Source organism: Brevundimonas sp. AVps31 (assembly GCF_058681355.1).
Genome location: NZ_CM178736.1, coordinates 3,346,897 through 3,373,279, shown reverse-complemented (window position 1 = coordinate 3,373,279; position 26,383 = coordinate 3,346,897). Strand labels below are relative to the sequence as shown.

Here is a 26,383-nt window from a genome sequence, read left to right as displayed (position 1 = left end):
TGAGCGGGTCGAATTTTTCGGCGAAAAATTCCGAAGACTCCAACTCGAACAGGTTCGGTCCGGCGAAGGTCGGGGTGGGTGTCGCACGCTGTCAAAGACCGGCGGGCAGTGTGGCATGCGCCTGCGTCAGAAATGGACGTATGCGGCGACAGGCGAGGCGGCGTGAGGCCGCCCCGCCCGTCGGCGCATCGCAGCAGGGCTACTGAACCTTGATCCGCATGAAGATCATGCCGCCGTCAGGGTCGCCGCCGTAAAGGGGCTCCAGGGCCGCCGGGACCCGGTTGACGCTGTAGAGGGCGCCCAGGCCGAAGCGGACGTTGTCGGCGACCCGCCAGTCATGCACCGCGCCGATCGAGGCCTTGGCGACGGTGTAGAGGTCGCCGTGGCCGCCGCCGACGCCGGGAACCAGTTCGTCCGTCTCGATCCGCTCGGCGCGGGCGAAGACGGTCCAACGGTCATCCGGGCTGAAGGCGCTTTCCAGAAGCCAGCCGTCCTTGGACTCGTCGTGGTCATTGGTCTTGCGGCCCCAGGCGAGGGTGGTGGACCACCAGCCGTCGGAGCCGATCCGACGGGTATGAATGGCGCTGGCCGAGAGCTTGCGGTCGTTCTCGTCGGGCTCCAGCTGCTCGGGGCCGGTGACGTCGGCGTAGGAGGCCTGCAGCGACCATTCCGCCGTCGGGTTCCAGCTGCCGCGGACGGCCCAGCTGTCGAGGTCGGGCGGGTCGAAGTCGAAGCGGTTCTGGTCCGGCTCGCGCCCGGTGAAGGCCGAGGCTTCCAGCTTCAGGTTCTCATGGGCCCAGCCGAGGGTGGTGACGCCGAAGACGATGTGGGTCGAGTCGAGCCAGTGGTGGGTGATCGGCGCCTCGGGACTGTCCATGGCGCTCATCCGGTGCATGAAGGCGGGCGGGCCGAAGGCGGGCTCGCCCGGATAGCCGATGTAGGCGAAGACCGTGTCCTTGTCGGTCAGGGGGCGGGCGTAGCTGGCGGACAGCTCCATGACCAGTTCGTGCGGGTGCTGGCGATCAACCAGCGGCGTGACGCCGTCCGCGGTCTCGCCCGCGGCGAGCAGCAGGGGGAAGCCGTCCTTGCCCATGAAGGGGTCGGGACTGACCATGGCGCGCAGGTTCAGGGTCGAACCGTCGGCGAAGTCGCGGCGGGCCGAGCCCATCAGCATGCCGCTGACGAAGGTCTTGTCGTCGCCGCGCGGTCCGTTCTGGCGGTCATAGACCAGGTTGAGCTGGGCATGGCTCATGAAGGTCCAGTCGCCCGAGCCCCAGTGGACGCCGCCGTGATGGGAGGCGTCGGGCTGCCAGGCCGTGCCGGAGGCTTCACGGGTCATGGGCCAGGGACCGAGGACGCCGGTCATGGCGTGGGTCTGGCCGTGGTCCATCCCCGACATGTCGTGGCCGGACGCGCCCATGCCGGCGGGGGCCATGCCGGACATGTCGTGTCCCGCATGAGGATCGGCGGCGGGCCGGGGCGGAGCCTGATGCGCAGGCGGGTGAGTGGGGGACGGCGCCTGTTGCGGGGCAGGCGCGGGGTGATGGTCGTGCTGCTGCGCCGCCGCCGGGAGGGCGAGCGCGAGCAGGGATACGCCGACGAGCGGCGCGAGGAGACGTGCCATAAGTGGCTCCTGAATACGAGGCTGATCCGACGCCGGCGAGGCGGCGCGTGCAAGGTCTTGCGGGATCAGGCGCGTGGAGGGCCGTGCTCGGGAGCGGGGCCGCGTCCGGTCAGGCGGGCGGCGGGCAGGGGGTGATGATCGCCCGCATCGGCGCGGGCGGCGGCCGGCTGAACCGGCGGAACGGCGGGCGCGGCGACGCACATGACGCAACAGGCCATGACCTTCATCGCCTTGGAGGGCGCCTCGGCGGGGGCGTCGCCGTGTTGCATCTGGCCCGACGTCTCATGGCCCGACATCTCGTGACAAGGCGGCGTGGCGGGACCGGCGGCGGCGGGCAGGGCGCCGAGCGTCAGCACCGCAAGGGCGCCGGCCAGCATCAGCAGGGTCCGCAGGATCACCATGGGTCAGAGGTAGGCCCTTCGCCGCCGCGCCGCAACGCCGTCAAAGCCGCAGGCCGTCGCTTTCGGGCGGGCGGCCGTCGGGGGTCAGGTCCAGCTGCATCAGGACCACGTCGATCCAGCGGTCGAACTTCCAGCCGGTCTCGCGCCAGACCCCGGCCTCGCGGAAGCCGGTGGCCTTGTGCAGGGCGATGGAGCCCGCGTTGGCGCTGTCGCCGATGACGCCGATCAGGTGACGCAGGCCCATGGCGCGCGCGCGGTCGATCAGGGCCTCCATCAGCGCCCGACCGATCCCCTGACCCCGCGCATCGGGCGCCAGATAGACAGACAGTTCAACGCAGTAGCGATAGGCCGGGCGGAGCCGGAAGGGGGCCAGATAGGCGTAGCCGACGACCTGACCGTCCCGCTCCGCGGTCAGCCAGGGCAGGTCCAGCTTGCGAACCGCGGCGAGGCGGGAGGCCATTTCGGCGGCGTCCGGCGGGTCGAGCTCGAAGGTCGCCGTGCCGTGCAGAACCTCGTCCGCATAGAGGGCGGTGATCGCCGCCATGTCGTCAGGCCGGGTGTCGCGAAGGCTGGCAGAGGCTTGTTTCATCGTCAGTCTTTGTCAGTGACAGAACGCAGTTACGGTGATTACCGTGTTCCGTGAGTGGCGAACGGGAGGCGCATCATGAAATCCATTCATCTCATTCTGGCGGCGGCCCTGATCGGCGCCGCGGGGCCGACCGGGGTCGCCGCGCAGACCAAGCCGGGCGCCCAACCCGGCAAGCCGGGCGTGACCCCCGGTCGGGCGACGATCGACCTGAAGGTCTGCAACCGCAGCGGCCGAAGCGCGACGGTCGCCGTCTCCTATGTCCAGCCCGGCGAAACCGGCTTCATCAACCGCGGCTGGTACGACGTCGCCGACGGCGCCTGTCGCGATCTGGTGACGACCGACAACGCCAACTTCTACTTCTACGCCGACGCCACCGATGGATCGGGCCGGAATTGGAAGGGCGGCCATACGCTTTGTGTCCAGTATCCGGGGCCCTACACCTTCTATTCCACAGGCGGGTCCGAGTGCGCCTCGGGCCAGGAGACCCGGGACTTCGCCGCCTTCCACGCCGACGAGCCGGGCTCGTGGACGTGGACTCTCGATCCCTAGGCGTCCGGGCCCGCCGGGGTTCAGGCCTGCTCCCAGCCCTTCCGGATCGACCAGATGGCGAAGGCGTAAACCACGGCGATATCCTTCAGATAGTCGAACCGGCCGGATGAGCTGAAGTGGCCGGCGGTCATGTTGATCTTGAGCAGGACCGGCTTGCCCGAGGTGGTGGCCGGACGCAGCTTGGCGACCCACTTTTCGGGCTCCCAGTAGGTGACGCGCGGGTCCGACAGGCCGCCTGTGGCCAGCACCGCCGGATAGGCCTTGGGCTCGACCTGATCATAGGGGCTGTAGCTGAGCATATAGTCGTAGGCGGCCGGGTCGGTGATCGGGTCGCCCCACTCGGGCCATTCGCCGGGCGTCAGCGGCAGGCTGACGTCGGACATGGTGTTGATCACGTCCACGAAGGGCACGTCGCCGATGACGCCGGCCCAGAGATCGGGCCGCATATTGTTGATCGCCCCCATCAGCAGGCCGCCGGCCGAGCCGCCGTGGGTGACGATGTTTCCGGCGCGGGCGTAGTTCTTCGAGATCAGGTGTTCGGCGGCGGCGATGAAGTCGGTGAAGGTGTTCTTCTTCGTCATCCGGCGCGCGGCCAGGAACCAGCCCCAGCCCTTGTCCGACCCGCCGCGGATGTGGGCGATGGCGTAGATGAAGCCGCGATCCACCAGCGACAGCCGGTTGGTGTTGAACCCGGCGCCCATGGGGATGCCGTAGGAGCCGTAGCCGTACAGCAGAACGGGGGCGGAGCCGTCCACCGGGGTCGATTTGCGGCGCAGCAGGGTTATCGGGACCAGGGCGCCGTCGGACGCCGGGGCGTTCAGCCGCTCGACAACATAGTCGTCGATGTTGTGGCCGGACGGGACCTCCTGCGTCTTGCGCAGGGTGCGCTCGCGCGTCTCCATATTGTAGTCGAAGGTCTGGTTCGGCGTGGACGGCGAGTTGTAGCCGTACCGGGTCATGGGGCTGTCGTATTCGTAGGTGCCCATCAGCCCCAGCACATAGGCGGGCTCGTCCACCGCGATGGCGTGCTCCTCGCCGGCGCGGGTGCGGATGACGATGCGGGTGTTGGCTTCGTAGCGCTCGACCCGGGCGAGGTGGCCCGAGAAGGGGGCGATCGACTCGATCAGGCGACCGGCGGTGAAGGGCACCAGATCGGTCCAGTTGGCGCGACCCGGCGCGTCGGTCGGGGCGGTGACAATCTTGAAGTCCACGGCGCCGTCGGCGTCGGTACGGATCACCCAGCGGTCGCCCCAGTGGTCGGCGTCATAGCGCAGGGCCTCGCGGCGCGGCTCGATGACGGTCGGGGTGGCTTCCGGCTGGTCGGCGGGGACGAAGCGGTATTCGGTCTGCTCGCCATTGCCCGAGGTGATGAGGATGAACTTGTCGTCGGAGCTGAGGTCCAGCCCCATATACATGCCGTCGTCCGGCTCCTCGTAGACGGTGGTGATCTCGCCGCCGCGGGTGGGGCGCTTGAGGATCTTGTCCGAGCGGCCGTTGTCGTCGCGATTGACCCAGAAGATCCATTCGCCGTCCGCCGAGAAGGTGACGCCGCCCATGGCGCTCTCGACCGGCTCGCCCAGGAAGGCGTCCGAGGCGATGTCCTTGATGAAGATGCGGTAGACCTCGGACCCCTGGGCGTCCTCGCTGTAGGCGAACAGGGCGTGGTCGCGGCTGTGCTCGGTCTCGCCGACCGAGGAATAGGCCTTGCCCTCGGCCAGCTTGTTGGCGTCGAGCAGGACGACCTCGCCGGTCGTCTGGCCCCGCGGGCGGCGGCAGTAGAGCGGGTGCTGCTGGCCGGTCTCGAAGCGGGTGTAATACTCCCACGGACCGTCGGGCAGGGGGACGGAGCTGTCGTCCTCCTTGATGCGGCCCTTCATCTCCTCGAACAGCTCCTGCTGCAGCGGCAGGGTGGAGGCCATCATGGCCTCGCGATAGGCGTTCTCGGCGGTCAGATGCTCCTTGACGTCGGCCTTGATCAGCGACGGATCGCGCAGGACCGCCTGCCAGTTGTCGTCCTTCATCCACTGATAGTCGTCGACGCGGGTGCGGCCCAGCTGCTCGATGGTGACGGGGATCTTCTTGGCGACGGGCGGCACGGGCGTGTTGGGCATCGAGGCTCCGGGAGGGGATTTGGCGTTCGCCAGGGCGGGGAGGGCGGTCGCGGCGAGCGCGGCGGCGGACGTCGTGAGCAGGTCTCTGCGGTTCATCTTGGGCTCCCCCGAATTGGCAGCGAACCTTGGGCGCGGGCGGGGGCGGGCGTCAACGCTCGACTTTCGGACCGCGTCGCGCGCCGTAGCCGATAGCAAATTCCAAAGCTAAGGTTGGCGTCCGGACCCTCAGACTCTTTTCGAAACGATCGGTGCGCCATGGATGAGTTCGTCGCCTATCCGTCCCGGTTGAAGATCGCCCTGATCCTGTTGGGCGGGCTGGTTTTCGTGGGTCTGGGATTGTGGATGGGCGGCGTGTTCGGCCCGGCGCCCGCGTCGCATCGGTACTCGCCCGAGCTGGTCCGCCTGATCGGCTGGATCGCCGTCGTGTTCTTCGGACTGTGTTGCGCCATCGGGGCCGGACGGCTGTTCGACCGGCGCGAGCAACTGAGGATCGGGCCGGACGGGATAAGCGCGCGAAACTGGTCCGACCGGACCATCCCCTGGGCGGAGATCGTCGACATCACGACCTGGAGCTATCGCCGGCAGACCTCGATCATCCTGCACCTGCGCGACCGGAGCCTGTTCCCGGGCCGCGGCCTGGCGGCGCTGCTGGCGGGCGCCAATCGGGGCCTGACCGGCGGGGATGTCGCGATCTCCCTGACCGGGACGAATCGCACGACCGAAGAGGCGCTGGCCGCGATCGAGCTGTTCCTGCCGGTGAAGTAGACCCCTCCGTCTCGTCGGCTTCGCCGTCGAGCCACCTCCCCACTGCGTGGAGAGGCAGACCCCTCCGTCACGGCGCGAAGACGCGCCGCGCCAGCTGCCCACCTTCGGTGGAGAGGTAGACCCCTCCGTCTCGTCGGCTTCGCCGTCGAGCCACCTCCCCACCTTCGGTGGAGAGGTGAACGCCAAATCACCTCTCCACGCAGTGGGGAGGGGGACCATGCGAAGCATGGTGGAGGGGTTGGTCTGCCCTTACCCCGCCAGCACGTCCGCGCTCATCCGCTCCAGCAGGGCGCCGCCCTGGCCGACGGCGGCGAGGCGGCTGGAGACGTGGCCGAGGACGTTGGCGGCGTAGACTTCGTAGAGGGCGATCTTGCCCTCCAGCCAGACCGTGTCGCCGGTTCCGGCGTCGAGCTCGGCTTTGGCGGCCAGCGCGCCCTTGGCCAGCATCCAGCCGCCGGTGACGTCGCCCAGCAGCTTCAGATAGGCGTCGGCGGCGGTCAGGACGTCGGCGGCGCGGTCCTTGTCGGCCTTGGCGTCGAGAATCCACAGGGTGGCGTCCTCGACGGCCTCGACGGCGTTGGCGAAGCGGTCGACGGGCTTGCCGGTGTAGAGCCGGCCCAGCAGGGGCAGGGTGGCCTTGAAGTCGGCGATCAGGTCGCGCGCCGACTGCCCGCCGTCCTGCGACAGCTTGCGGCCGACGAGGTCCATGGCCTGGATGCCGTTGGTGCCCTCGTAGATCGGGGCGATGCGGGCGTCGCGGTAGTACTGGGCCGCGCCGGTCTCCTCGATGAAGCCCATGCCGCCGTGGATCTGGACGCCTTGCGAGGCGACCTCGCAGCCGATGTCGGTGGACCAGGCCTTGGCGATGGGGGTGAACAGGTCCTCGCGGCCCTTCCACTTGCGGCGGTCGTCCTCGGTGGCCGCGTGGCGGGCGAGGTCGGCGGCGACGCCGGTGGACAGGCAGATGGCGCGGGCGGCGGCGATCTTCGCCTTCATCACCGACAGGGTGCGGCGCACGTCCGGATGGTCGATGATCGGGGCGTTGGCGACGCCGGTCCAGACGCTGCGGCCCTGTTTGCGCTCGCGGGCGTATTCGAGGGCGTGCTGGTAGGCGCGCTCGGCGATGCCGACGCCCTCGACCCCGACGGCGAGGCGGGCGGCGTTCATCATGACGAACATGTGCGACAGGCCCTGATGGGGCTGGCCGACCAGTTCGGCGGTGGCGTCCTCATAGGCCATGACGCAGGTGGGCGAGCCGTGGATGCCCAGCTTGTGCTCGACGCTGACGGGATGGAAGCTGTTGCGCTCGCCCAGCGTGCCGTCCGGCTGGACGCGGAATTTCGAGGCCAGGAACAGGCTGATGCCCTTGGGGCCGGCGGGGGCGTCGGGCAGGCGGGCGAGGACCAGATGGACGATGTTGTCCGTGGCGTCGTGGTCGCCCCAGGTGATGAAGATCTTCTGGCCCGACAGCCTGTAGGTCCCGTCGCCGTTCGGGACGGCGGTGGCGGTCAGGGCGCCCAGGTCCGAGCCCGCGCCCGGCTCGGTCAGGACCATGGCGCCGGTCCATTCGCCGGAGACCAATTTGGTCAGGTAGATGTCCTTCTGCGACGGCGTGCCGTGCTCCTCCAGCGCCTCGATGGCGGCGAGCGACAGCATGGGGCAGAGGCCGAAGGCCATGTTGGCGGCGTGGACGGTCTCATAGGCGGCGAGTTCGAGCGCCTTGGGCAGCTGCTGGCCGCCGGAGTGGGCCTGGGCGGTCAGGCCGGTCCAGCCGCCGGCGGCGAACTGGCGGTAGGCGTCGGAGAAGCCGGGGGCGGGGGTGACGTTCCCGTCCTTGCAGGTCGAGCCCTTCTGGTCGCCGATGCGGTTCAGGGGCGCGAGGACGCCTTCCGAGAACTGGCCCGCAGCCTCCAGCACGGCGCCCATCAGGTCGGCGTCATAGTCGGGAAAGGCGCCGGTGGCGGCCACCTGGTCGATGCCGGCGACGGCCTGAAGGGTGAAGGCGAGATCACGGATCGGGGCGCGATAGGTCATGGGGCTTCCGGACGGTTCAGACGGATACGGGCCGGTCATGGCGCCGCCCGCGCCGGTTAGGCAAGGGGCGTATGACCGCATGGCCCTGAGTCTGGACCTGTGCCGCGACGGAAGGGAAGCCCGCAGGCGTCCGGCGCGGCGCGGGGGTTGCGCACCCTGTGTCGGGAGGCGCACATGGCCCGCGACTTCAGTGCGAGGGCTTTGGACGCGTGGAACGGTCGGACGGCAGGACGGAACGGGGGCACGGCGCCGAGGCGGCCGCCGCCCGGGCGCTGGCCGAGGGCAAGCTGATCCTGCTGCCGACCGAGACGGTCTATGGACTGGGCGCCGACGCGTCGAACGCGAGCGCCGTGGCCGCCATCTTCGAGGCCAAGGGCCGGCCGCGCTTCAACCCCCTGATCGCCCATGTCGCCGACGCGGCGGGCGCCGAGCGGATCGCGGTGTTCGACAGTCCTGCGCGCAAGCTGGCCGACGCCTTCTGGCCGGGCCCCCTGACCATCGTCGCCCCTGTGCGAAGCCGCGAGGCGGTGTGCGACCTGGCCCGCGCCGGTCTGGACAGCGTGGCGGTGCGGGTGCCGGGCCATGCGAAGGCGCGCGAGGTACTGGGCCTGTTCGGCGGGGCGGTGGTGGCGCCGTCGGCCAACCGCTCGGGACGGCCCAGCCCGACGACCTTCCGGGACGCCATGGACGAGACGGGCTTCGCCGCCGCCGAGGGCGTGGACGGCGGCCCCTGCGCCGTGGGGGTGGAGAGTACGGTCGTCTCGGTGCTGGGCGGCAAGGTCAGCCTGCTGCGCCCCGGGGCGGTGACGCGCGAGGAGCTGGAGGCGGTGGTCGGGCCGCTGGACACCGGCGACGAGGGCCACCGCTCGCCCGGCCGCCTGACGCTGCACTATGCGCCGGACGCGCCGGTGCGGATCAATGTGACGACCCTGCACAGGGGCGAGCTGTTGCTGGGCTTCGGGCCGGGCGTGGGCGATCCGCGCTGGAGCCTGAGCCCGACCGGCGACCTGCGCGAGGCGGCGGCCAACCTGTTCCGGCGGCTGAGGGAGGCCGACCGGGAGAAGCCCGCCGGGATCGCGGTGTCGCCGATCCCCAAGGCGGGTCTGGGCGAGGCCATCAACGATCGGCTGAGCCGGGCGGCGGGGCATATCGGGTAGCTCTACCCGGCAGGGGACGGCTACAAAAACCGCGCCCGGATATCCACGCTCGACCGCTCGCCCACGGCGTCGAAACAGTCCGCCAGCCAGTCTTCCGCGGCCTCCCGGCCATAGCCCTTGAGGCGGTTGAGGAAGGTCCATTCGGTGTCGAATTTGGAGCCGAGCGACAGCGCCCCCAGCCACCGGTCGCTTTCGATGGCGTGCATGCGGATGGCCTCGACGCGGTGACGGCCGCCGGCCTTTAGCTGGCCGTCGGTGATGAGGGACTGAAGCAGGGCGAAGGCGCGCAGTTCGGAGACCAGCGGGGCGTTGAAGACGATCTCGTTCAGCCGGTCCATGATCTCGCCGGCGGCATGCGGCGTCTCCTCGCGGGCGAAGGGATTGAGCGGCAGGATCAGGATGTCGTCCGGCGTGTCCGGATGGATCAGGGGCCACAGGGCCGGGTTGGCGAGATAGCCGCCGTCCCAATAGCTTTCGCCGTCAATCTCGACCGCCTGGAACAGGTGGGGCAGGCAGGACGAGGCCAGCAGGACCTCGGGCGTGATCTCGGCCGTGCGGAAGATGTGCGCCCGGCCCTGCTTCACGGCGGTGGCGGAGATGAACATCGCGATGGAGGAGGCGCGGACGGCGTCGAAGTCGACCGCCGTGTCCAGCACCCGTTTGAGCGGATTCAGGTTGAAGGGGTTGAAGGCGTAGGGGCTCATGGACATGGCCATGTTTTCCGCCGACCGCCACAGGCCGCTGTCCTTGAGCCAGCCGCCGGGCTTGAGGGCGGCGCTCCAGATCGCGCTGTCGCCGAAGACGTTGCGGCCGCCGGACTGGTTCACCTCGCGCCAGAGCCGGTCGAGCTGTTCGCGGGCGCCGGCGGGGCCGCCGGTCTCGAGCCCGCTGACCAGGGCGGCGGCGTTCATCGCGCCCGCGGAGGCGGCGGTGACCGCGCGGACGTCGAGGCGGTCATCCTCAAGCAGGCGGTCCAGAACGCCCCACTGGAACGCGCCGTGGGCCCCGCCGCCCTGAAGGGCGAGGCAGACCGGACGACGTTTCGGAGCCGCCGGTCGAGCCATGGCCTATTGCGCCGTCCAGCCGCCGTCGATGGAGAAGCTGGCCCCGTTGGCGGACGCGCCGAGGTCGCTGACGAGGTAGAGGAACATCCCCGCCAGTTCGTCGGTGGTGACGAAGCGTTTGGTGGGCTGGGAGCCGAGGATGACGTCCTTGAGCACCGCCTCCTTCGACATGCCGCGTGTGCGGGCCTGATCGTCGATCTGTTTGGAGACGATGGGGGTTTCGACGAAGCCGGGGCAGATGGCGTTGCAAGTGATGTTGTCCTGCGCCAGCTCCAGCGCCACCGTCTTGGTGAAGCCGATCACGCCGTGTTTGGCGGCGACATAGGCCGACTTGAACGGGCTGGCGACCAGGCCGTGGGCCGAGGCGATGTTGACGATCCGGCCGCGGCCCTGGGCCTTCATGATCGGGATGGCCGCCCGCGTCGCATAGAAGGTCGACGACAGGTTGATGGCGATGATCTGCTCCCACTTGTCGGCTGGGAATTTCTCGACGGCCTCGACGTGCTGGATGCCGGCGTTGTTGACCAGGATGTCGACGCGGCCGAGTTCGTGTTTGGCGTAGGCGACCATGTCGGCCACCTCGTCGCCGCGCATCATGTTGGCGGCGTGGTAGCGGACGCGGACGCCGCAGCTCGACTCGATCCCGGCGCGGGTGCGCTCGATCTCGGCCGGGTCGCCCAGACCATTGATGACCACGTCGCCGCCCCGGCTGGCCACGGCCCGGGCCAGCGCCAGTCCGATGCCCGAGGTCGAGCCCGAGATGACCGCGACCTGGCCCTTCAGATCACCGATGTCGCGGAACGGCTCGCTCTCGCTGGAGGCGGCGTCACCGCGCTTGGGCCACTGGAACATACTGTTTCCCCGTTGGAAGGTCTTTGCGACTCTACCTTTGGTCATACGCCATGGCGACCGTCAGGCTCAAGTATTTCCCGACCTGATGAATATCCACTCGGTCTCGGTCGAGGCGGCCTTGTCGAAGCGGTAGCCGTCGCGGTCGAAGGCCTTGAGGTCTTCAGCCTTTTCGAGGCGTTCGTCGATGGCGTAGCGGGCCATGGTCCCGCGCGCGCGCTTGGCGAAGAAGGAGATGATGCGGCGCTCGCCGTTCTTCTCCTCATAGAAGTTCGGGGTGACGATCGGCAGCTTGAGCGCGCGGGCGTCGACGGCGCCGAAATATTCCTGGCTGGCGAGGTTGACCAGGGTGGGGTCGGGCTGGCCTTCCGCATCGGCGTTGAGGCCTTTCGACAGGCGGTCGCCCCAGAAGTCGTACAGGCTGGACCCGCGACGGGTCTTCAGCCGCGTGCCCATCTCCAGACGATAGGGCTGGATGCGATCGAGCGGGCGCAGCAGGCCGTAGAGGCCGGACAGGATGCGGACGTGTGACTGGGCGTAATCGAGCCCGGCGGCGTCCAGGGTGCGGGCCTGCAGGCCCTCATAGACGTCGCCCGCGAAGGCGAAGGCGGCCTGCACCCCGTCCAGCGAGTCGGGCTTGAAGGCCTGAAAGCGTTCGCGGTTCAGGCGGGCCAGATCGTCCGAAATGCTCATCAGGCTGCGCAGTTCGGCGATGGTGCGGGCGCGCGCGGTCTTCGACAGCGAGGCCGTATCGTCGAGGAAGCGGCGCTCGGACGCGGGCAGGGCGGGGTCGGCTTCGGTGAAGTCCAGCCGCTTGGCCGGGGAGAGGACGATCAACATGGCGCCCTGTTAGGCCGGTTCGGTGACGATTTGAACCGGGCGTCGGGTCGCGGCCCCCCAAGCGGTTCTAGCGGCGCTGTGCATAAAGCCCCGCCAGTACGGCGGGCAGGCCCTCGGGCAGGTCTTCGGCGATCAGGCCGGGGCCGAAGGCGCGGGCGGCCTCGGCGTGCATCCAGACGGCGGCGCGGGCGGCGTCGAAACTGTCCATGCGCTGGGCGACCAGACCGCCGATCATGCCCGCCAGCACATCGCCGGTCCCGGCGGTCGCCAGCCAGGGCACGCCGTTGTCGTTGCGGGCCAGACGGCCGTCCGGCGCGGCGATCAGGGTTTCAGCCCCCTTGAGCACCACCACGGCCCCGGCGCGCGTCGCGGCTTCCCGCGCGGCGGCCTCATGGCCCTGATCGAGCAGGCCGGGGAAGAGGCGTTTGAACTCGCCCTCATGCGGGGTCAGGACGTCGTCGCGGTCCAGCAGGCCGAACAGCTCCCCGGGCCAGTTCTGGAAGACGGTCAGGCCGTCGGCGTCGACGATCAGGGCCGCGCCGGTCTCGGCCAGGGCGCGGACGTTGGCGGCGGTGGCGTCATTGACCCCGGCGGCGGGGCCGATGACGACGGCGTCCATGCCCTTGGCGGCGGCGGACAGGGCCTCATCCGAGGCGAAGGGGCTGACCATGACGGCCTCGATCGCGGCGGCGATCACCGCCGCCGCGTCCGGCGGGCAGAGGAGGGTGACCACGCCCGCGCCGATGCGCAGACCGGCCCGCGCGGCCAGCCGGGCGGCCCCGGTGCGGGTGGCCTTGCCCGACACGACGCCCAGTCGGCCGCGGGCGTGCTTGTGCGCCTCGACCCCCGGCCAGGGGAAGGCGGCGCGCCAGTCGTCCGAAGGCGTGGGCTGGTCGGTCATGCTCACTTCGCTTCTTCTCCGTTCACGGATGGCGTCAAAGGCGGAAAAGAGCTTGCCTTATTGTGCAATGCAATGTCCCTTTGGTGCCCGAGCGCGAGGCATCAATAGCCCGTCCGGGAACACCGATGAAAAAGATTGAAGCCGTCATCAAGCCGTTCAAGCTGGATGAAGTGAAAGAAGCCCTGCAGGACGCCGGCGTCCAAGGCATGACGGTGCTCGAGGCCAAGGGCTACGGGCGTCAGAAGGGGCATTCGGAACTGTACCGCGGCGCCGAATACGTCATCGACTTCCTGCCCAAGATCAAGATCGAGGTGGTCGTGTCCGACGACCTGGCCCCGTCGGTGATCGAGGCCATCCAGACCGCCGCCCGCACCGGCAAGATCGGTGACGGCAAGATTTTCGTGTCTGACGTCCTCGACGTCATTCGCATCCGAACCGGTGAGACGGGCGCGCAAGCGGTCTGATCGCCTGAACTACCGGCCGTCCCTCGGGGGGGCCGTCACGACCTCCCCATAAGAAACAGGACCTCGAAGAATGAGCGACGCAGGTAAGATCCTCAAGGAGATCAAGGAGAAGGACGTTCGCTACGTCGATCTCCGCTTTACCGACACCAAGGGACGCATGCAGCACGTCACCTTCGACATCGACCTGGTGGACGAGGAGTTCCTCGAAGAGGGCACCATGTTCGACGGGTCGTCGATCGCGGGCTGGAAGGCCATCAACGAGTCCGACATGCTGCTGAAGCCGGACCTGTCGAACTTCTGGATCGACCCCTTCTACCAGCAGACGACCCTGTTCCTGTTCTGCGACGTGCTGAACCCCGACACCGGCGAGGCCTACAATCGCGACAGCCGCTCGATGGCCAAGAAGGCGCTGGCCTATGTCCAGTCCTCGGGCGTGGGCGACACGGTCTTCTTCGGCCCGGAAGCCGAGTTCTTCATCTTCGACGACGTGCGCTGGTCCACGGCCCCGCATGACACCGGCTACACCTATGACTCGATCGAGCTGCCGGCCAATACGGGCGCCGAATACTCGGAAGGCAACATGGGCCACCGCCCGACGCACAAGGGCGGCTATTTCCCGGTGAACCCGGTCGACAGCGCCCAGGACCTGCGCGGTGAAATGCTGGGCGTCATGCGCGACCTGGGCATGCAGCCCGAGAAGCACCACCACGAAGTGGCCCCGGCGCAGCACGAGCTGGGCCTGAAGTTCAGCGACCTGCTGACCATGGCCGACCGCCTGCAGCTGTATAAGTACGTGATCCACAATGTGGCGGCGTCGTACGGCAAGTCGGCCACCTTCATGGCCAAGCCGACCTTCGGCGACAACGGCTCGGGCATGCACGTGCACCAGTCGATCTGGCGTGACGGCAAGCCGCTGTTCGCGGGCGACAAATACGCCGGCCTGTCGGACATGTGCCTGTGGTACATCGGCGGCATCATCAAGCACGCCAAGGCCATCAACGCCTTCTCGAACTCGACGACCAACAGCTACAAGCGTCTGGTCCCGGGCTATGAAGCCCCGGTCAAGCTGGCCTATTCGTCGCGCAACCGCTCGGCCTCGATCCGTATTCCGTGGGTCAACTCGCCCAAGGCCAAGCGTATCGAAGCCCGCTTCCCGGACCCGATGGGCAACCCCTATCTGACCTTCGTGGCCCTGCTGATGGCCGGCCTGGACGGCATCGAGAACCGCATCGATCCGGGCGCGGCCGCCGACAAGAACCTGTACGACCTGCCGCCGGAAGAGCGTGGCAACATCCCGGAAGTCTGCGGCTCGCTGCAGGAAGCCCTGGACAACCTCGACAAGGACCGCGCCTTCCTCAAGAAGGGCGGCGTCATGGATGACGACTTCATCGACAGCTATATCGAGCTGAAGAAGGAAGAAGTCGCGCGGCTGCAACTGCACCCGCACCCGGTCGAATTCGACATGTACTACAGCTGCTGATCGACAGCAGGGGCTGATCGGGGAGGGCGCCGGACGAGAGATCGTCCGGCGCCCTTTTCGTTTGGGGCGGGGCCCTAGTGCAGGCTGTGGCTCAGCGGGTCCCAGCGGGGCGGGGGCTGGAGGGCGGCGGGGAAGGCGATGCGGATGTCGCAGCCGGTGGCGCTGCGGGTGATCCGGAGGGCGCCGCCCAGCTGTTCGGTCATGGCCTCGACCAGGGCCGGGTCGCGCGGCGAAGGCAGGTCCGGCGCGCCCGAGGCGGCCAGCATCAGCACCCGTTCGGCGTCGCGCGCCTCCAGCAGGACCAGCAGGCGGGCCGCCGGGCTGTGGGCCTGCAGGGTGGTCAGATATTCCAGCAGGACGAGGCCCAGGGCGGTGGCCTGTTCGACCGGGACGGCGATGCCGGTGTCGCCGAAGCTGACGTGAGCCGCGTCCAGCCCGCCCCGCTCCGCGACGGCGACGGCGAGGCGGCGGCCGAAGGCCTCGAACTCGATGGTGCGCGCGTCATCGCCGGTGAACGCCCGGTGGGTGCGGGAGATCAGCAGGGTGCGCGAGGCGGCGTTGTTGAGCACCTGGGCCGCCACCGGGTCCTCCTCGCCATAGGCCCGCATCTGCAGGATGGCGGAGATCAGCTGGAGGTGGTCGGTGGTGCGCTGGGCGTGGTCGCGGAACAGCTCGGCCTGACCGGTGGCGAGGGCCTCGACGCGGGCATGGCTGCGGGCCAGATCGCTGAACCGCTCGCGGATGCTGGACAGCACATGGACCAGCAGACCCGAGGAGATCAGGAAGAAGGCCAGCGACAGCAGGGCGCGGCCGTCCTGCAGGAAGCTGAACGGGGTCGGGCCGAAGGCGCAGACCATGACCGTCGACAGGGCGGTGGCCAGCAGGGCGGGGCGTCCGCCCCACCAGTAGGCCGACAGGATCACCGCCGGATAGAAGAGGATGAAGCCGTAGCCGTTGGCGAGGATGGGCGAGAACAGCAGCCGCATGCCCAGCGAGGCCAGCACCAGCGCGACCGCCCCCCACCAGGGCGCGCCCGGCAGGGCGTGCAGACGTCGGCTCAGGCGGGAAACACGGCGGTCGGACGCAAGGTTGGGCGCGGGCATGCTCATTCCGATAACACGCACGGCGACGCTCGTCCCGTCGTTCGCCGATCCGCGCTCGTCAGGCGGGGGTCAGACCCTCGGCGTCGTCGGCCTTCTTGCGGCGCAACTCGATGACGCGGACGCACCAGATCGAGATCTCGTAGAGCAGCACCAGGGGCACCGCGAGCATCAGCTGGCTGATGGGATCCGGCGGTGTGACGATGGCGGCGACGACGACCACGGCGACGATGGCGTAGCGACGGCCCTCGACCATCAGTTTCGAGCTGATGATGCCGGCCAGGCCGAGCAAGGTCATGACGATCGGCAGCTGGAAGCACAGGCCGAAGGCCAGCAGCAGGGCGGTGACGAGGTTGAGGTATTCGGAAATCTTGGGCAGCAGGGCCACCGACACGCCTTCGCCGGTCACCTGCTGGCCCAGCGAGAACCACATGACGAAGGGCAGCATGACGAAATAGACCAGGGCGGCGCCCAGCATGAACAGCAGGGGGGCGGCGATCAGGAAGGGCAGGAAGGCGCCCTTTTCGTTGCGGTAGAGGCCGGGGGCGACGAATTTGTAGAGCTGCCAGGCGATGACCGGGAAGGCCACGACGACGGCGCCGAAGCCCGCGATCTTCATCTTGGTGAAGAGCTGTTCCAGCGGGGCGGTGGCGATCAGCTGGACCACGTCCTTGCCGCCCTCGGGCACGGATTTGAGCCCGGCGGTGACGGCGATCAGATCGAACGGATTGACGTGGTGGCCATTGCCCGCCGAGGCCGCATGCATGGCGGCGGCGGCCTGGAACGGGTGGATCAGGATCAGCTGGATATCGGCGGCGTAGTAGAAGCAGCCGAGGAAGGCGACGGCGAAGGCGATGACGCAGACGACCAGCCGGCCGCGCAGCTCGATCAGGTGATCCATCAGAGGCGCGCGCGACGCCTCGATGTCGTCGTCTTCCCGGTCGGTGGCGCTCACTGGTCAGCCGCCTTCTTGCGGGTCGTCTTCTTCGGTGCGGGCTTGGGCGCGTCGGGCGTCGCCTTGGCGGATTTCGCGGAGGCTTTGGCCGCGGGCTTTTTCGCCGGAGCCTTGGCCGATGCCGCCTTGGCCGCGACGGACTTTGCGGCGGTTGGGGTGGCTTTGCGGGGGGCGGGGGGGTTGGGGGCCGGTTTCGCCTCGGGCTCGTCCAGCGGCGCCATGACGGGCGGGCTGTCGGGCCATTCGTCGGGGCCGGTGAGGGCCGGGGCCGGCGCGGCGGTGGTGACGGGGCGGTTGAGGTCGTCGCTGATGCTGCGGAAGGTCGCCTCGGCGTCGGCGCCCAGGGGCATCATATTGGTCTGGCTGGTTCGCAGGGCCTCAACCTCCTTGCGCAGGTCGTCGAGCTCGGACTGGCGCGCCATCTCGTCGAAGCTGTGCCGGAACTCATTGGCCATGTTGCGCGCGCGGGCGACCAGCTTGCCCAGCTTGTGCAGCATGGCAGGCAGACGTTCGGGCCCCACGACAAGCAGGGCCACGACCGCGATCACGACATATTCCATGCCCCCGATACCGGGGCCCAGACCACCCATCCGTCAGTCTCTCCGGCGCGAGCGCGCGATTACGACTTCAGGTCTTCTTTTTCCGCGTCGGTGCGCGGCAGGGCGCCGGCGCGTTCGTCGGCCGGTTTGTTCTCGTCGGTGTCCTTGAGGCCGTCCTTGAAGGCTTTCACGCCCTTTGCGGCGTCACCCATGATGGACGACAGCTTGCCGCGGCCGCCGAACAGCACAACCACGATCAGGGCGACGATGGCCCAGTGCCAGATGCTGAAAGAACCCACAGCGACATCTCCTCAGGCGGGCCGATGCGCGGCCCGATCACACTCTCAAGCCGCATATAGGCCGTTCGGTGGCGCGACGCCAAGGGAACCTGTAACAGCGCGCGGATGAGTCACGTCATCATCCACACCGACGGCGCCTGCAAGGGCAATCCGGGCCCCGGGGGCTGGGGCGCCATCCTTCAGGCCGGCGAGGGCCGGGAGAAGGAATTGTGGGGCGGGGAGCCCAACACGACCAACAACCGCATGGAGCTGATGGGGGCGATCATGGCGCTGGAGGCCCTGACCCGGCCGTGCCGCGTCGATCTGCATACCGACAGCAAATACGTCATGACGGGGATCACCGAATGGATCCGGGGCTGGAAGGCGCGCGGCTGGAAAACCGCCGACAAGAAGCCGGTCAAGAACGAGGACCTGTGGAAACGGCTGGACGCCGCCCGCGCGCGTCACGAGGTCAAATGGCACTGGGTGAAGGGCCACGCCGGCCATGAGCTGAACGAACGGGCCGACGGGCTGGCGAACCGCGGGATCACGGAGATGCGGAAGGGCTGACCCCTCCGTCTTGTCGGCCCCGGCTGGAGCGGCATCACCCCTCCACCATGCTTCGCCTGCGGCTCGCATGGTCCCCCTCCCCAGCTTCGCTGGAGAGGTGAGAAACGCGGTTTACCTCTCCACGCAGTGGGGAGGTGGCTCGACGGCTAAGCCGTCGAGACGGAGGGGTTACGCCGCCCGCACCTTCAGCTTCGGTCCGTCGATGCTTTCGACGATGACGCTTTCACCGGCCAGCGGGGCGGGGCCGTCGATCTCGGCGGACCATTCGGCGCCGGAGACGAAGACCCGGCCGCGGCCGTCGACGAAGGCCTGGACGACCTGGGCCCGCTGGCCGACGAGACGGCCTTCGCGGGCGTTGATGTCCGGGCTGTCGGTCGGGTTCACGCGCTGGATCAGGCGACGCGACAGCAGGGTCGCGGCGACGGTCAGGGCGGCGAACAGGGCGACCTCGCCCCAGAAGCCGAGCGGCAGGCCGACGGCGGTCAGGACCGCCACCACGCCCGCGGCCACGGCGGGCCACAGCAGCCATTCGGTCGAGAAGGCCGCCTCGACCGCCAGCAGGATCACGCCGAGCGCCAGCCAGACCCAGAAGGGTTGAGCGCTGTGGAACTGGATCAGGGCGTCCATGGATCAGGTCCTCGGAACAGTGGGACGGGGCGGGCGCGGGGGCGAGGGCGGACGCGGCGCGACGGGCGCCGCGGCCTGGGCCGGCGCCGGACGGTGCTGCTGGTCCTGCGCCAGGTTCACCAGTTGGCCGATGCCGGCGATGGTGCCGACCAGGGCGCCCATCTCGGCGGGGACGATGACCGTCTTCTGCTGCGGGCTGCGGGCCAGTTCGGCGAAGGCCTCGACGTACTTCTGGGCGACGAAGTAGTTGATCGCGTTCACGTCGCCGGCGGCGATGGCGTTGGACACCATTTCGGTGGCGCGGGCCTCGGCCTCGGCTTCGCGTTCGCGGGCCTCGGCGTCGCGGAAGGCGGCTTCACGGCGGCCTTCGGCCTCCAGAATGGCGGCCTGTTTGGCGCCCTCGGCGCGGGCGATCGCGGCCTGCTTTTCGCCCTCGGCCTCGGTGATGACGGCGCGACGCTCGCGCTCCGCCTTCATCTGACGCGCCATGGCGTTGGTGATGTCGACGGGCGGGGTCAGGTCCTTGATCTCGATCCGGTTGACCTTGACGCCCCACGGCTCGGTCGCCGCGTCGATCACGGTCAGCAGGCGCGAGTTGATGTTGTCGCGCTGGAACAGCACCTCATCGAGGTCCATCGAGCCGACCACGGTACGCAGGTTGGTCGAGCAGAGCTGGGTGATGGCGTAGGGAAGGTTCTCGACCCGGTAGGCCGCGCGTCCGGCGTCCATGACCTGGATGAAGACGATGGCGTCGACCTTCACCATGGCGTTGTCCTTGGTGATGACCTCCTGCTGGGGCACGTCGAGGACCTGCTCCATCATGTTCATGCGTCGGCCGACCCGTTCGACGAAGGGGGTCAGCAGGCTGATGCCCGGCGCCAGGGTGCGGGTGTATTTGCCGAAGCGTTCGACCGTGAATTCACGACCTTGCGGCACGATCTTCACAACGCTGAACAGCAGGACGAAGGCCAGAACGACCAGCCCCACGAAGAAGAGAATAGAAAAGTCCATCAAAAGCCTCCCAATTCCCGTCAGGGTATCAGGCTGGGGGGCGCGCGCCATCGAAACCGGACCGAGGGTTGATGACATCCCCGTAATCTTCGCCGTTTCAGGCCGGTGGGGCCCGGTCCTGTTCCCTGTCCTGTTCACGGGCCCGGTCAGCCGCCAGTGCGATGATCCGCCGCGTCTCGGACCAGTCGATCAGGGCCTCCACCTGATCCAGCGGCACGAATCGCGCCTCCAGCGCGTCGTCTCCGGCCACCGGCTCGCCCGATCGCCACTCGGCGGCATAGTCGATCAGCACATAGTGGCGACCGGCCTCGGGGAAGAGGCCGTCGACCACGTCCAGCAGGCCGGTGATCCGGGCGGTGACGCCGGTCTCCTCCATCAGTTCGCGCAGGGCGGCGTCGACCGCGCGCTCCCCCGGCTCGATGCGGCCGCCGGGCAGGCTCCACTCGCCCATCCGCGGCGGCTTGCCGCGACGGATCAGCAGGACCTCATCACCGCGCAGGCAGACGACGCCGACGGCGGGGACGGGGGCGGGGAAGAGAACGGTCAGGGGCGAGGCCATGGACGCATATCCGGGCATTCGCGGGCGGCTGTCCACCGTTGCGGCGGCCCGGGACGGCCCTATGCTTCTGTCATGACGCCCCTGGAGACCGAACGCCTGTTGCTGCAGCCACTGACCCAAGCGGATGCGCCCGCCATCCAGGCGGCGTTTCCGGTCTGGGAGGTGGTGCGCTGGTTGGCGAACGTGGTGCCCTGGCCCTATCCGGAGGACGGGGCGGAGGCCTTCGTGTCGCAGGTCGCGCTGCCCGCGATGGCCGAGGGGACGGCCTGGCACTGGAGCATCCGCAGGAAGGCCGAGCCGGAGCGGTTGATCGGGGTCGTCACCCTGACCGACAAGGACGACGACAACCGCGGCTTCTGGATCGATCCCGTCCAGCAGGGTCAGGGCTTCGCGACCGAGGCCAGCGCGGCGGTGACCGACTACTGGTTCGACGTGCTGGGCAGGCCCGTCCTGCGCGTGCCCAAGGCGGTGGCCAATCCGGCCTCACGGCGGGTCTCAGAGAAACAGGGGATGCGGGTGGTGCGGCGGCTGGAGCTGTCGCTGGTGAGCGGGATCGAAGAGGCCGAGTTGTGGGAGATCGATCGGGAGCGCTGGCGGGCGAGCCGATCCGGGCGGGGCTGACCGGATCCGCCCGCCGGCCCCTCAGCCGACCGCGAAGGTCGGCGGCGGCAGGGTCAAGGTCGTGTCGGCCACCGGCTCCTCGCGGAAGAAGCGCACCAGCAGCGGCTGAACCTCCGGGTGGGATTCGAAGACATTGTGGCCGGCGTTCTCGACCAGCACCTGCGACCGGTTCCGGAACTGGGCGATGACCTCGGCCTGTTCCTCCAGCGGGGTGCGGCCGTCCAGCGAACCGGCGACCAGCAGGGCCGGGGTGTCGATGCGGATCGGGGCGCGGAAGTCCGGGCCGAGGTCGATGCCGGGGATGGCGCCGAGCAGGTGGGGCATGGGGAAGTTGAAGGCGTCGCCGAGGACGGCCGTCTTCCGCTCTTCCTCGACCAGGGCCAGCCGGGCGGGCGAGATGCCGGACGCGATGTCCATGGCCTCGGGCATTCCGGAGAGGCTGAACAGGCCGGAAGGATGCGGCATCAACGGGGCGAGCGCCTCCATCCTGCCGGCGTCCAGCGCCAGATAGAGGCCCGGCAGCAGGGACAGGCTGGGCGGGTTGGCGACCATGCCGCCGGCCGCGAGCTGGACCCCGAAGCCGCCGAGCCGGATCTCGGCCGAGCCGGCCGGGCCGGTCACGGTCATCGGCGCCGGATCGGCCTCCAGCCGCTCATGGACGCGCCGCATGAGGGCGGGCAGGTCCGGGACGGCGGCGCGGACGACCGGATCGGCGTCGAGCAGCCGGTCCACGCGCCGCAGGAAGGCGTCGATGTGGGCGGGGCGCTTCACCGTCTGGTCAGCCCCCTCGAGGCTGGCGAGGGCGACGCGTCCGATGGACTGCGGGTGACGCTTCAGGACGGACAGGGCCAGGTGCGTGCCGTAGCTGATGCCCCACAGATTGAACCGCTCGACGCCGAGATGGCGGCGCAGATCCTCGATGTCGTCGGCGTTCTGTTCAGTGTTGTAGCCGGTCATGGCGACGCCGGCGCGGGTCCAGTCGACCCAGGCCTTCTGGATCTCGTCGCGATACCAGCCGGTCATGCCGTCGCGGGTCAGGGCGGGCCAGGGGCCGGCCCCGGCGGGACGGTCGGGGATGTGGGCCGACAGGCCGACGCCGCGCTGGTCGAGGGCGATGACGTCCGCCACCTCGCGCAGGGCCATGAAGATCGGGAAGCGCGGCCCCATCGCCGTGCGCACGCCGGAGCCTCCCGGTCCGCCGGCCAGATAGACGATCGGCGGCCCCGGATTGGGCGAGGTCGAGGGGAAGCGGACATAGCCGAGGCGGATGCGGCGCGCGCCGGGGAGGCGGCGATCCTCCGGAACCTCGAGGAAGCCGCGCTCGGCGTCGGTTCCCTGACCGTTGCCGGCGGTGAACCGGAACGGGCCGGGCTCGGCCGCGGGCGGGGTCTGGGCGTGGGCGGTCCATGGCAGCATCAGGCCGGGGGCGGCGAGGCCGGCGGCGGAGAGCAGGGAGCGGCGGTTCAGCGAGATGTGGGTCATGCGTCGGGTGAAGCGGACTTTTCGACGGCGGGAAGCGCGTTTCGGCCAACGGTGCGTCCGCATCGGTGAATGGCGGCGCTTTCCGGCGAATGACACGGTATGGCTTGCGGCCATGTGGCGGCTTCTTCTTCTCCTTCTTCTTGTGACCGGCCTGCCGACCGCCGCGCGAGCGCAGGACGGGGCGTGGCAGACGTGCCGGGGCGCGCCCGGCGCGGCGGCGCCCGTGCTGAGCGATTGTCACCCGGTCGCCGGGGTCATCGACCCGCAGGGCCGGGAGCTGTGGCTTCGCTCGGTCGTGGCGCGGCCGACGGGGCAAGAGCCGGTCGCCTTCTACGTCGTGGGCGTGGCCTCGTCGGAGGTCTGGCTGAACGGCGAGCGGCTGGGCGCCAACGGCCGGCCGGGCCCATCCGCCGCGACGGAGGTCGCCGGACGGTATCAGGTCAGTTTCCCGATCCGGGAGGGCCTGTGGCGGGCGACGGACAATGTCGTCGTGGTCCGCATGTCCTCCTTCCACGGGGCGGTGCGGCTGGACGCGCCGGTGGCGGGCCTGATGGTCGCGCCCTATCCCTGGCCGTCGCGGGCGCCGTTCCTGGCGGCGGCCTTCATCGCGGCGGGCTGCCTCTTCGCCGCCGCCTTTGGATTCGGGGTGATCCACGGCCTGCGCCGCACAAGCTCCAGCCTGATGCTGGCGGGACTGGCCGGGGTGGCGGGGCTGCAGGCGGTTCTGGAAAGTCTGAGAGTGCTGATTCCCTACGCCTATCCGGTGCACGGCTGGCGGCTGGTCGGAATCTGGGGGTTGGGGGCGGCGTTCGCGGTCCTGCTGGCGTCGTGGATGCTGTCGCGGTTCTGGCCGCAGGCGCGGCGGCCGGCGACGGGGATCGTCGGCGTGGCCGTGCTGGCGACCTGTCTGGTCCCCGGCTTTGACGCCAAGACCTGGCTGGCCCTGATGGTCGGCGTCGGAGTCTCGGCGGTGGTGGCCGCGGTCGCGGTGTGGCGCCGGCAGCCGGGGGCGCGGCCGATGCTGGCCTATCTGGGCCTGTTCATCGCGGCGGGCGCGGCCTTTCCCGAGTGGTTGGTCGACCTGTCCTACTTCCTGTTCGCCGCCGGGCTGGTCCTGCCGTTGCTGATGGTCGAGGTGGTGCGGCTGGGGCGGGACGACCGGGCGCGCGAGGCCGTGCTGACCGAGGCGGCGGCGCGTCCGAACTGCCTGACCGTGGCGTCGTCGCGGCGGGTCGAGCGGGTGCCGTTCGCCGACATCGTCGCGGTCGTGGGGGCGGACGACTATGTCGAGCTGAGGCTGGCGGGCGGGCGGCGGCTGCTGCACGCGGCGCGTCTGGATGGGCTGGAGGCAGACCTGCCGGAGTGCTTCCTGCGGGTCCACCGGTCGGTGATCGCCAATCTGGACCAGGTGCGCGGGCTGGAGCGGGAGGGCGGCCGGGGCCGGCTGCTGATGACCGAAGGCGAGGCCCTGCCGATCAGCCGCAACCGGATGGCCGCCGTGCGCGCGGCGCTGGATCAGGCGCCGCCCTTCCGGCCCGGGGTCTGAGGGCTCACCGCGCCCGGGCCAGCAGACGGCCGTCGCCGTAGTCGCCGTCGAGGCGGCCGGTGCGGGCCCAGTCCAGCACGGCCTGATAGTAGCCGGGGGCATAGCCCAGCATCGTGCGGGCGCCGTCGGCGGCGGTTTCGTAGCGCAGGATGCCGTGGTCGGTGTCCGGATATTCCAGCAGGGTGATCGGACGCCCCTGCGCGGACAGATCGATCAGGCGGCGGCGGGTGGCGTCCGGCGGGGCGCCGGTGTCGTCTTCGGCCTGGATCCACAGCATGGGGGCGTTCAGCCGCGTCAGGACGGGCAGGGGGTCGTAGTCCCAGGAGGTCCCGGCATCGAGCTGCGGGGCCATGGCGATGATCTGCGCATTGGGCGCGGTCAGCAGCAGGCCGGTGAACTCGCCCCGGATGTCGGCGTACCAAGGCTCGGCGCGGTAGCGGGCGCGGATGGCCTCCAGATCGCCGAAGCCGACGGCCCCGCGCGAGGCGACGAAGGCGGCGGTGACATCGGTGATGTGACGCGCCTGTTCGAGCACGTCCGGCCCCCAACCCCTGGCCGTCAGGTCCTGCGCGACCTGATCGCTGTCCTCGGACAGGACGCCATAGGCCAGGCCGAAGCCGATGATGACGAAGTCGACGGGCGTGCGGTCGGCGGCGAGGGGGGCGACCCAGCCGCCCTGACTGGCGCCGTGCAGCCCGACCCGGCCCGCGCGGCCGCCCGCCAGCCGACGCGCCTCGATCACGGCGGCGGCGGCGTCCCCGGCCAGGACCTGGAAGTCCTGGGTGTAGCGGCCCTCCGACCCGCCCGAGCCGCGCTTGGCGTAGACGAAGACGCCGACGCCGGACGCCGGGGCGAACCGCTGGAAGGCGTTGAAGGTCAGGGCGTCGGCGCCCTCGGAGCCGTGCACCTCGACCATGATGGGCACGGGGCCGTCGCCCGGCGGCAGGATCAGCCGGCCGTTGAGGCGGACGCCGCCCTGACCGGTGAAGGTGGTGTCCCGGACCTGAAGCGTCTCGCGGACGCCGGTGTGGCCCTCGAAGGTGATGCGGCCCTGGTCGCAGGCGCCGAGCTGGGGCTGGGGGCCTTCGACGCGGCGGGTGGAGCCCGTGGTGCTGACCCAGCGGCCCTCGGCGTCGAGGGTCATGCGGGCCGTGGCGCCGTCCAGCCGCCGCCAGCGCAGTCCGCGGCTGACCAGCGGCGCGACGTCGACCCAACTGCCGTCGTCCAGACGATAGAGGCCGACGTGGCAGGTCACGGCCGGATCGGGCCGCGCATCGACATCGGCGCCCGGAAGCTGGGCCAGGGCGGGAGAGGCGACGATGGACAGGGCGACGGTGAGGGTGGCGGCGAGCCGGGCGTGGGGCATGGATGGTCCTGTTGGCGGGAGGGGCGTTTCGCGGACCGTCCTTGCCGGGCGTGCGGCGGCTCGCTAGGCCCGATTGCGTGAACGGCGCCGGGGCTGCGCGAACGGGACGGCATGGGCGACAGGGCGGGACAGCGGATCGGAACGGCGACGGCGCGGCGGTGGGCGACCGACCTCGTCCTGCTGGTCGCGATCGGCCTGCTGATGGGCTTTCTGGGTCCGTTCGACTCGGAGCGCGCGCCTGTCGCGGAGCGGTATGTCTACTGGCTGATCTGCATCGTCGGAGGCGGACTGATCGGGGTGGTTGCGGACGAACTGCTGAGCCGGCGGATCGCGCGGCCCTGGCGGCGGGTGGCGGCGGTCTCGGTGCTGATGACGCCGCCGGTGACCCTGCTGGTGCTGGTCACCCAGCATCTGCTCGTGGGCCAGCCGATCCTCTGGTCCGCCTATCTGTGGCTGCTGTGGCAGGTGTGGCCGATCATGCTGGCGGTGATGAGCGTGCGGGCCCTGATCTGGCGACGCCCGCCCGTGCGGGTCGAGACCCGGACCGTCATCGCCCCGCCGCTGCCCGAGGCCGAGGCGGCGTTCCGGCGTCGGCTGTCGGCGAAGCGCCGTGCGGCGCGGCTGATCGCCGTCGAGGCGCACGACCACTATCTGAAGGTCCATACGGACGCGGGGGTTGAACTGCTGACCCTGCGGTTCGCCGATGCGCTGGCGGACCTGGCCGCGGCTCACGGCTGGCGGGTGCATCGGTCGTGGTGGATCGCCGCCGAAGCGGTGGAGTCCGTGCAGTGGCGGCGCGGCGCGGGGGAGGCGCATCTGGTCGGCGGCCTGATCGCGCCGATCAGCCGGACCCATGCGGCGGTGCTGAAGGCGGCGGGCTGGTTTTAGGCCTTCCGCCATT

27 protein-coding genes are annotated in these 26,383 nt (G+C 69.7%); 9 read left to right on the top strand and 18 right to left on the bottom strand.

Going from position 1 to position 26,383, the window contains the following annotated elements; translation table 11 throughout:
- Positions 1-199 precede the first annotated feature (199 nt).
- The 3 genes from ACW174_RS16530 to ACW174_RS16520 all read right to left on the bottom strand — a co-directional run bounded on the left by ACW174_RS16530 (position 200) and on the right by ACW174_RS16520 (position 2,614).
- Positions 200-1,624, bottom strand: a complete 1,425-nt coding sequence (locus tag ACW174_RS16530) for a hypothetical protein (RefSeq protein WP_492015453.1) — start codon at positions 1,622-1,624, stop codon at positions 200-202.
- Positions 1,625-1,689: 65 nt separating this feature from the next.
- Complete coding sequence (locus ACW174_RS16525; RefSeq protein WP_492015452.1) at positions 1,690-2,025, bottom strand: hypothetical protein; 336 nt, start codon at positions 2,023-2,025, stop codon at positions 1,690-1,692.
- Positions 2,026-2,065: 40 nt separating this feature from the next.
- Positions 2,066-2,614, bottom strand: a complete 549-nt coding sequence (locus tag ACW174_RS16520) for a GNAT family N-acetyltransferase (RefSeq protein WP_492015451.1) — start codon at positions 2,612-2,614, stop codon at positions 2,066-2,068.
- A 75-nt stretch (positions 2,615-2,689) separates the two neighbouring features.
- Here ACW174_RS16520 and ACW174_RS16515 point away from each other — a divergent pair, with 75 nt between their 5' ends.
- Positions 2,690-3,163 carry a DUF1036 domain-containing protein gene (locus ACW174_RS16515; RefSeq protein WP_492015450.1) on the top strand — a complete coding sequence of 158 codons (474 nt, stop codon included), beginning with the start codon at positions 2,690-2,692 and terminating at the stop codon, positions 3,161-3,163.
- 20 nt (positions 3,164-3,183) lie between these two features.
- Here ACW174_RS16515 and ACW174_RS16510 read toward each other — a convergent pair whose 3' ends face one another.
- Positions 3,184-5,370, bottom strand: a complete 2,187-nt coding sequence (locus tag ACW174_RS16510) for a S9 family peptidase (protein ID WP_492015449.1) — start codon at positions 5,368-5,370, stop codon at positions 3,184-3,186.
- A gap of 159 nt (positions 5,371-5,529) precedes the next feature.
- Here ACW174_RS16510 and ACW174_RS16505 point away from each other — a divergent pair, with 159 nt between their 5' ends.
- Positions 5,530-6,039: an STM3941 family protein gene (locus ACW174_RS16505; protein ID WP_492015448.1), complete on the top strand. Its 510-nt coding sequence runs from the start codon at positions 5,530-5,532 to the stop codon at positions 6,037-6,039.
- Positions 6,040-6,288: 249 nt separating this feature from the next.
- Here ACW174_RS16505 and ACW174_RS16500 read toward each other — a convergent pair whose 3' ends face one another.
- On the bottom strand, positions 6,289-8,073 hold the full coding sequence (locus ACW174_RS16500) for an acyl-CoA dehydrogenase (RefSeq protein WP_492015447.1): 1,785 nt from the start codon (positions 8,071-8,073) through the stop codon (positions 6,289-6,291).
- A gap of 209 nt (positions 8,074-8,282) precedes the next feature.
- On the opposite strand from ACW174_RS16500, the gene ACW174_RS16495 reads away from it, so the two are divergent.
- Complete coding sequence (locus tag ACW174_RS16495; protein WP_492015446.1) at positions 8,283-9,230, top strand: L-threonylcarbamoyladenylate synthase; 948 nt, start codon at positions 8,283-8,285, stop codon at positions 9,228-9,230.
- Between the two features lie 20 nt (positions 9,231-9,250).
- Here the strand turns inward: ACW174_RS16495 and ACW174_RS16490 are convergent, their stop codons facing one another.
- The 4 genes from ACW174_RS16490 to ACW174_RS16475 form a co-directional block, all read right to left on the bottom strand.
- Complete coding sequence (locus tag ACW174_RS16490; protein WP_492015445.1) at positions 9,251-10,294, bottom strand: patatin-like phospholipase family protein; 1,044 nt, start codon at positions 10,292-10,294, stop codon at positions 9,251-9,253.
- Between the two features lie 3 nt (positions 10,295-10,297).
- Complete coding sequence (locus ACW174_RS16485; protein WP_492015444.1) at positions 10,298-11,146, bottom strand: 3-hydroxybutyrate dehydrogenase; 849 nt, start codon at positions 11,144-11,146, stop codon at positions 10,298-10,300.
- Positions 11,147-11,212: 66 nt separating this feature from the next.
- Positions 11,213-11,983: a peroxide stress protein YaaA gene (gene yaaA, locus ACW174_RS16480; protein WP_492015443.1), complete on the bottom strand. Its 771-nt coding sequence runs from the start codon at positions 11,981-11,983 to the stop codon at positions 11,213-11,215.
- Between the two features lie 67 nt (positions 11,984-12,050).
- Positions 12,051-12,884 carry an NAD(P)H-hydrate dehydratase gene (locus tag ACW174_RS16475; protein WP_492015442.1) on the bottom strand — a complete coding sequence of 278 codons (834 nt, stop codon included), beginning with the start codon at positions 12,882-12,884 and terminating at the stop codon, positions 12,051-12,053.
- Between the two features lie 125 nt (positions 12,885-13,009).
- On the opposite strand from ACW174_RS16475, the gene ACW174_RS16470 reads away from it, so the two are divergent.
- Complete coding sequence (locus ACW174_RS16470) at positions 13,010-13,348, top strand: P-II family nitrogen regulator (RefSeq protein ID WP_291835915.1); 339 nt, start codon at positions 13,010-13,012, stop codon at positions 13,346-13,348.
- Between the two features lie 70 nt (positions 13,349-13,418).
- Entirely contained in the window at positions 13,419-14,828 is a 1,410-nt protein-coding gene (gene glnA / locus ACW174_RS16465) for a type I glutamate--ammonia ligase (RefSeq protein WP_492015441.1), read from the top strand.
- A gap of 74 nt (positions 14,829-14,902) precedes the next feature.
- Here glnA and ACW174_RS16460 read toward each other — a convergent pair whose 3' ends face one another.
- The 4 genes from ACW174_RS16460 to ACW174_RS16445 are packed head-to-tail and all read right to left on the bottom strand — an operon-like array spanning position 14,903 to position 17,721.
- Entirely contained in the window at positions 14,903-15,952 is a 1,050-nt protein-coding gene (locus ACW174_RS16460) for a DUF4118 domain-containing protein (RefSeq protein WP_492015440.1), read from the bottom strand.
- A gap of 37 nt (positions 15,953-15,989) precedes the next feature.
- The gene (tatC, locus tag ACW174_RS16455) at positions 15,990-16,829 is read right to left on the bottom strand and encodes a twin-arginine translocase subunit TatC (RefSeq protein ID WP_492017305.1); all 840 of its coding nucleotides are present in this window, start codon (positions 16,827-16,829) and stop codon (positions 15,990-15,992) included.
- Positions 16,830-16,879: 50 nt separating this feature from the next.
- Complete coding sequence (gene tatB, locus ACW174_RS16450) at positions 16,880-17,473, bottom strand: Sec-independent protein translocase protein TatB (RefSeq protein WP_492015439.1); 594 nt, start codon at positions 17,471-17,473, stop codon at positions 16,880-16,882.
- A gap of 29 nt (positions 17,474-17,502) precedes the next feature.
- Positions 17,503-17,721 carry a twin-arginine translocase TatA/TatE family subunit gene (locus tag ACW174_RS16445; RefSeq protein WP_492015438.1) on the bottom strand — a complete coding sequence of 73 codons (219 nt, stop codon included), beginning with the start codon at positions 17,719-17,721 and terminating at the stop codon, positions 17,503-17,505.
- A 105-nt stretch (positions 17,722-17,826) separates the two neighbouring features.
- Here ACW174_RS16445 and rnhA point away from each other — a divergent pair, with 105 nt between their 5' ends.
- Positions 17,827-18,270 carry a ribonuclease HI gene (gene rnhA, locus ACW174_RS16440; protein WP_492015437.1) on the top strand — a complete coding sequence of 148 codons (444 nt, stop codon included), beginning with the start codon at positions 17,827-17,829 and terminating at the stop codon, positions 18,268-18,270.
- Positions 18,271-18,438: 168 nt separating this feature from the next.
- Here rnhA and ACW174_RS16435 read toward each other — a convergent pair whose 3' ends face one another.
- The 3 genes from ACW174_RS16435 to ACW174_RS16425 form a co-directional block, all read right to left on the bottom strand.
- On the bottom strand, positions 18,439-18,897 hold the full coding sequence (locus ACW174_RS16435; protein ID WP_492015436.1) for an NfeD family protein: 459 nt from the start codon (positions 18,895-18,897) through the stop codon (positions 18,439-18,441).
- 3 nt (positions 18,898-18,900) lie between these two features.
- The gene (locus tag ACW174_RS16430; RefSeq protein ID WP_492015435.1) at positions 18,901-19,908 is read right to left on the bottom strand and encodes an SPFH domain-containing protein; all 1,008 of its coding nucleotides are present in this window, start codon (positions 19,906-19,908) and stop codon (positions 18,901-18,903) included.
- Positions 19,909-20,005: 97 nt separating this feature from the next.
- Complete coding sequence (locus tag ACW174_RS16425) at positions 20,006-20,467, bottom strand: NUDIX hydrolase (RefSeq protein ID WP_492015434.1); 462 nt, start codon at positions 20,465-20,467, stop codon at positions 20,006-20,008.
- Positions 20,468-20,539: 72 nt separating this feature from the next.
- Between ACW174_RS16425 and ACW174_RS16420 the strand changes: the two genes are divergently transcribed.
- On the top strand, positions 20,540-21,088 hold the full coding sequence (locus tag ACW174_RS16420) for a GNAT family N-acetyltransferase (protein WP_492015433.1): 549 nt from the start codon (positions 20,540-20,542) through the stop codon (positions 21,086-21,088).
- Positions 21,089-21,109: 21 nt separating this feature from the next.
- On the opposite strand, the gene ACW174_RS16415 is transcribed toward ACW174_RS16420, so the two are convergent.
- Positions 21,110-22,570: an alpha/beta hydrolase gene (locus tag ACW174_RS16415; protein WP_492015432.1), complete on the bottom strand. Its 1,461-nt coding sequence runs from the start codon at positions 22,568-22,570 to the stop codon at positions 21,110-21,112.
- Between the two features lie 112 nt (positions 22,571-22,682).
- Between ACW174_RS16415 and ACW174_RS16410 the strand changes: the two genes are divergently transcribed.
- Positions 22,683-24,116 carry a LytR/AlgR family response regulator transcription factor gene (locus tag ACW174_RS16410; protein WP_492015431.1) on the top strand — a complete coding sequence of 478 codons (1,434 nt, stop codon included), beginning with the start codon at positions 22,683-22,685 and terminating at the stop codon, positions 24,114-24,116.
- 4 nt (positions 24,117-24,120) lie between these two features.
- Here the strand turns inward: ACW174_RS16410 and ACW174_RS16405 are convergent, their stop codons facing one another.
- Positions 24,121-25,482 (bottom strand): alpha/beta hydrolase family protein, encoded by a 1,362-nt coding sequence (locus ACW174_RS16405; RefSeq protein WP_492015430.1) that lies wholly within the window; start codon positions 25,480-25,482, stop codon positions 24,121-24,123.
- A gap of 111 nt (positions 25,483-25,593) precedes the next feature.
- Between ACW174_RS16405 and ACW174_RS16400 the strand changes: the two genes are divergently transcribed.
- Complete coding sequence (locus tag ACW174_RS16400) at positions 25,594-26,370, top strand: LytTR family DNA-binding domain-containing protein (protein WP_492015429.1); 777 nt, start codon at positions 25,594-25,596, stop codon at positions 26,368-26,370.
- Positions 26,371-26,383: the final 13 nt, after the last annotated feature.

What these genes read in the sequence shown, in the direction of transcription:
- ACW174_RS16410 (WP_492015431.1), top strand. Translation starts at nt 22,683, where the DNA reads ATGTGGCGGCTTCTTCTTCTCCTTCTTCTTGTGACCGGCCTGCCGACC.
- ACW174_RS16470 (WP_291835915.1), top strand. Translation starts at nt 13,010, where the DNA reads ATGAAAAAGATTGAAGCCGTCATCAAGCCGTTCAAGCTGGATGAAGTG.
- ACW174_RS16415 (WP_492015432.1), bottom strand. Translation starts at nt 22,570, where the DNA reads ATGACCCACATCTCGCTGAACCGCCGCTCCCTGCTCTCCGCCGCCGGC.
- yaaA (WP_492015443.1), bottom strand. Translation starts at nt 11,983, where the DNA reads ATGTTGATCGTCCTCTCCCCGGCCAAGCGGCTGGACTTCACCGAAGCC.
- ACW174_RS16400 (WP_492015429.1), top strand. Translation starts at nt 25,594, where the DNA reads ATGGGCGACAGGGCGGGACAGCGGATCGGAACGGCGACGGCGCGGCGG.
- rnhA (WP_492015437.1), top strand. Translation starts at nt 17,827, where the DNA reads ATGAGTCACGTCATCATCCACACCGACGGCGCCTGCAAGGGCAATCCG.
- ACW174_RS16515 (WP_492015450.1), top strand. Translation starts at nt 2,690, where the DNA reads ATGAAATCCATTCATCTCATTCTGGCGGCGGCCCTGATCGGCGCCGCG.
- ACW174_RS16520 (WP_492015451.1), bottom strand. Translation starts at nt 2,614, where the DNA reads ATGAAACAAGCCTCTGCCAGCCTTCGCGACACCCGGCCTGACGACATG.
- ACW174_RS16435 (WP_492015436.1), bottom strand. Translation starts at nt 18,897, where the DNA reads ATGGACGCCCTGATCCAGTTCCACAGCGCTCAACCCTTCTGGGTCTGG.
- ACW174_RS16525 (WP_492015452.1), bottom strand. Translation starts at nt 2,025, where the DNA reads ATGGTGATCCTGCGGACCCTGCTGATGCTGGCCGGCGCCCTTGCGGTG.
- ACW174_RS16485 (WP_492015444.1), bottom strand. Translation starts at nt 11,146, where the DNA reads ATGTTCCAGTGGCCCAAGCGCGGTGACGCCGCCTCCAGCGAGAGCGAG.
- glnA (WP_492015441.1), top strand. Translation starts at nt 13,419, where the DNA reads ATGAGCGACGCAGGTAAGATCCTCAAGGAGATCAAGGAGAAGGACGTT.
- tatB (WP_492015439.1), bottom strand. Translation starts at nt 17,473, where the DNA reads ATGGGTGGTCTGGGCCCCGGTATCGGGGGCATGGAATATGTCGTGATC.
- ACW174_RS16530 (WP_492015453.1), bottom strand. Translation starts at nt 1,624, where the DNA reads ATGGCACGTCTCCTCGCGCCGCTCGTCGGCGTATCCCTGCTCGCGCTC.
- ACW174_RS16510 (WP_492015449.1), bottom strand. Translation starts at nt 5,370, where the DNA reads ATGAACCGCAGAGACCTGCTCACGACGTCCGCCGCCGCGCTCGCCGCG.
- ACW174_RS16425 (WP_492015434.1), bottom strand. Translation starts at nt 20,467, where the DNA reads ATGGCCTCGCCCCTGACCGTTCTCTTCCCCGCCCCCGTCCCCGCCGTC.
- ACW174_RS16420 (WP_492015433.1), top strand. Translation starts at nt 20,540, where the DNA reads ATGACGCCCCTGGAGACCGAACGCCTGTTGCTGCAGCCACTGACCCAA.
- ACW174_RS16505 (WP_492015448.1), top strand. Translation starts at nt 5,530, where the DNA reads ATGGATGAGTTCGTCGCCTATCCGTCCCGGTTGAAGATCGCCCTGATC.
- ACW174_RS16405 (WP_492015430.1), bottom strand. Translation starts at nt 25,482, where the DNA reads ATGCCCCACGCCCGGCTCGCCGCCACCCTCACCGTCGCCCTGTCCATC.
- ACW174_RS16430 (WP_492015435.1), bottom strand. Translation starts at nt 19,908, where the DNA reads ATGGACTTTTCTATTCTCTTCTTCGTGGGGCTGGTCGTTCTGGCCTTC.
- tatC (WP_492017305.1), bottom strand. Translation starts at nt 16,829, where the DNA reads ATGGATCACCTGATCGAGCTGCGCGGCCGGCTGGTCGTCTGCGTCATC.
- ACW174_RS16490 (WP_492015445.1), bottom strand. Translation starts at nt 10,294, where the DNA reads ATGGCTCGACCGGCGGCTCCGAAACGTCGTCCGGTCTGCCTCGCCCTT.
- ACW174_RS16475 (WP_492015442.1), bottom strand. Translation starts at nt 12,884, where the DNA reads ATGACCGACCAGCCCACGCCTTCGGACGACTGGCGCGCCGCCTTCCCC.
- ACW174_RS16500 (WP_492015447.1), bottom strand. Translation starts at nt 8,073, where the DNA reads ATGACCTATCGCGCCCCGATCCGTGATCTCGCCTTCACCCTTCAGGCC.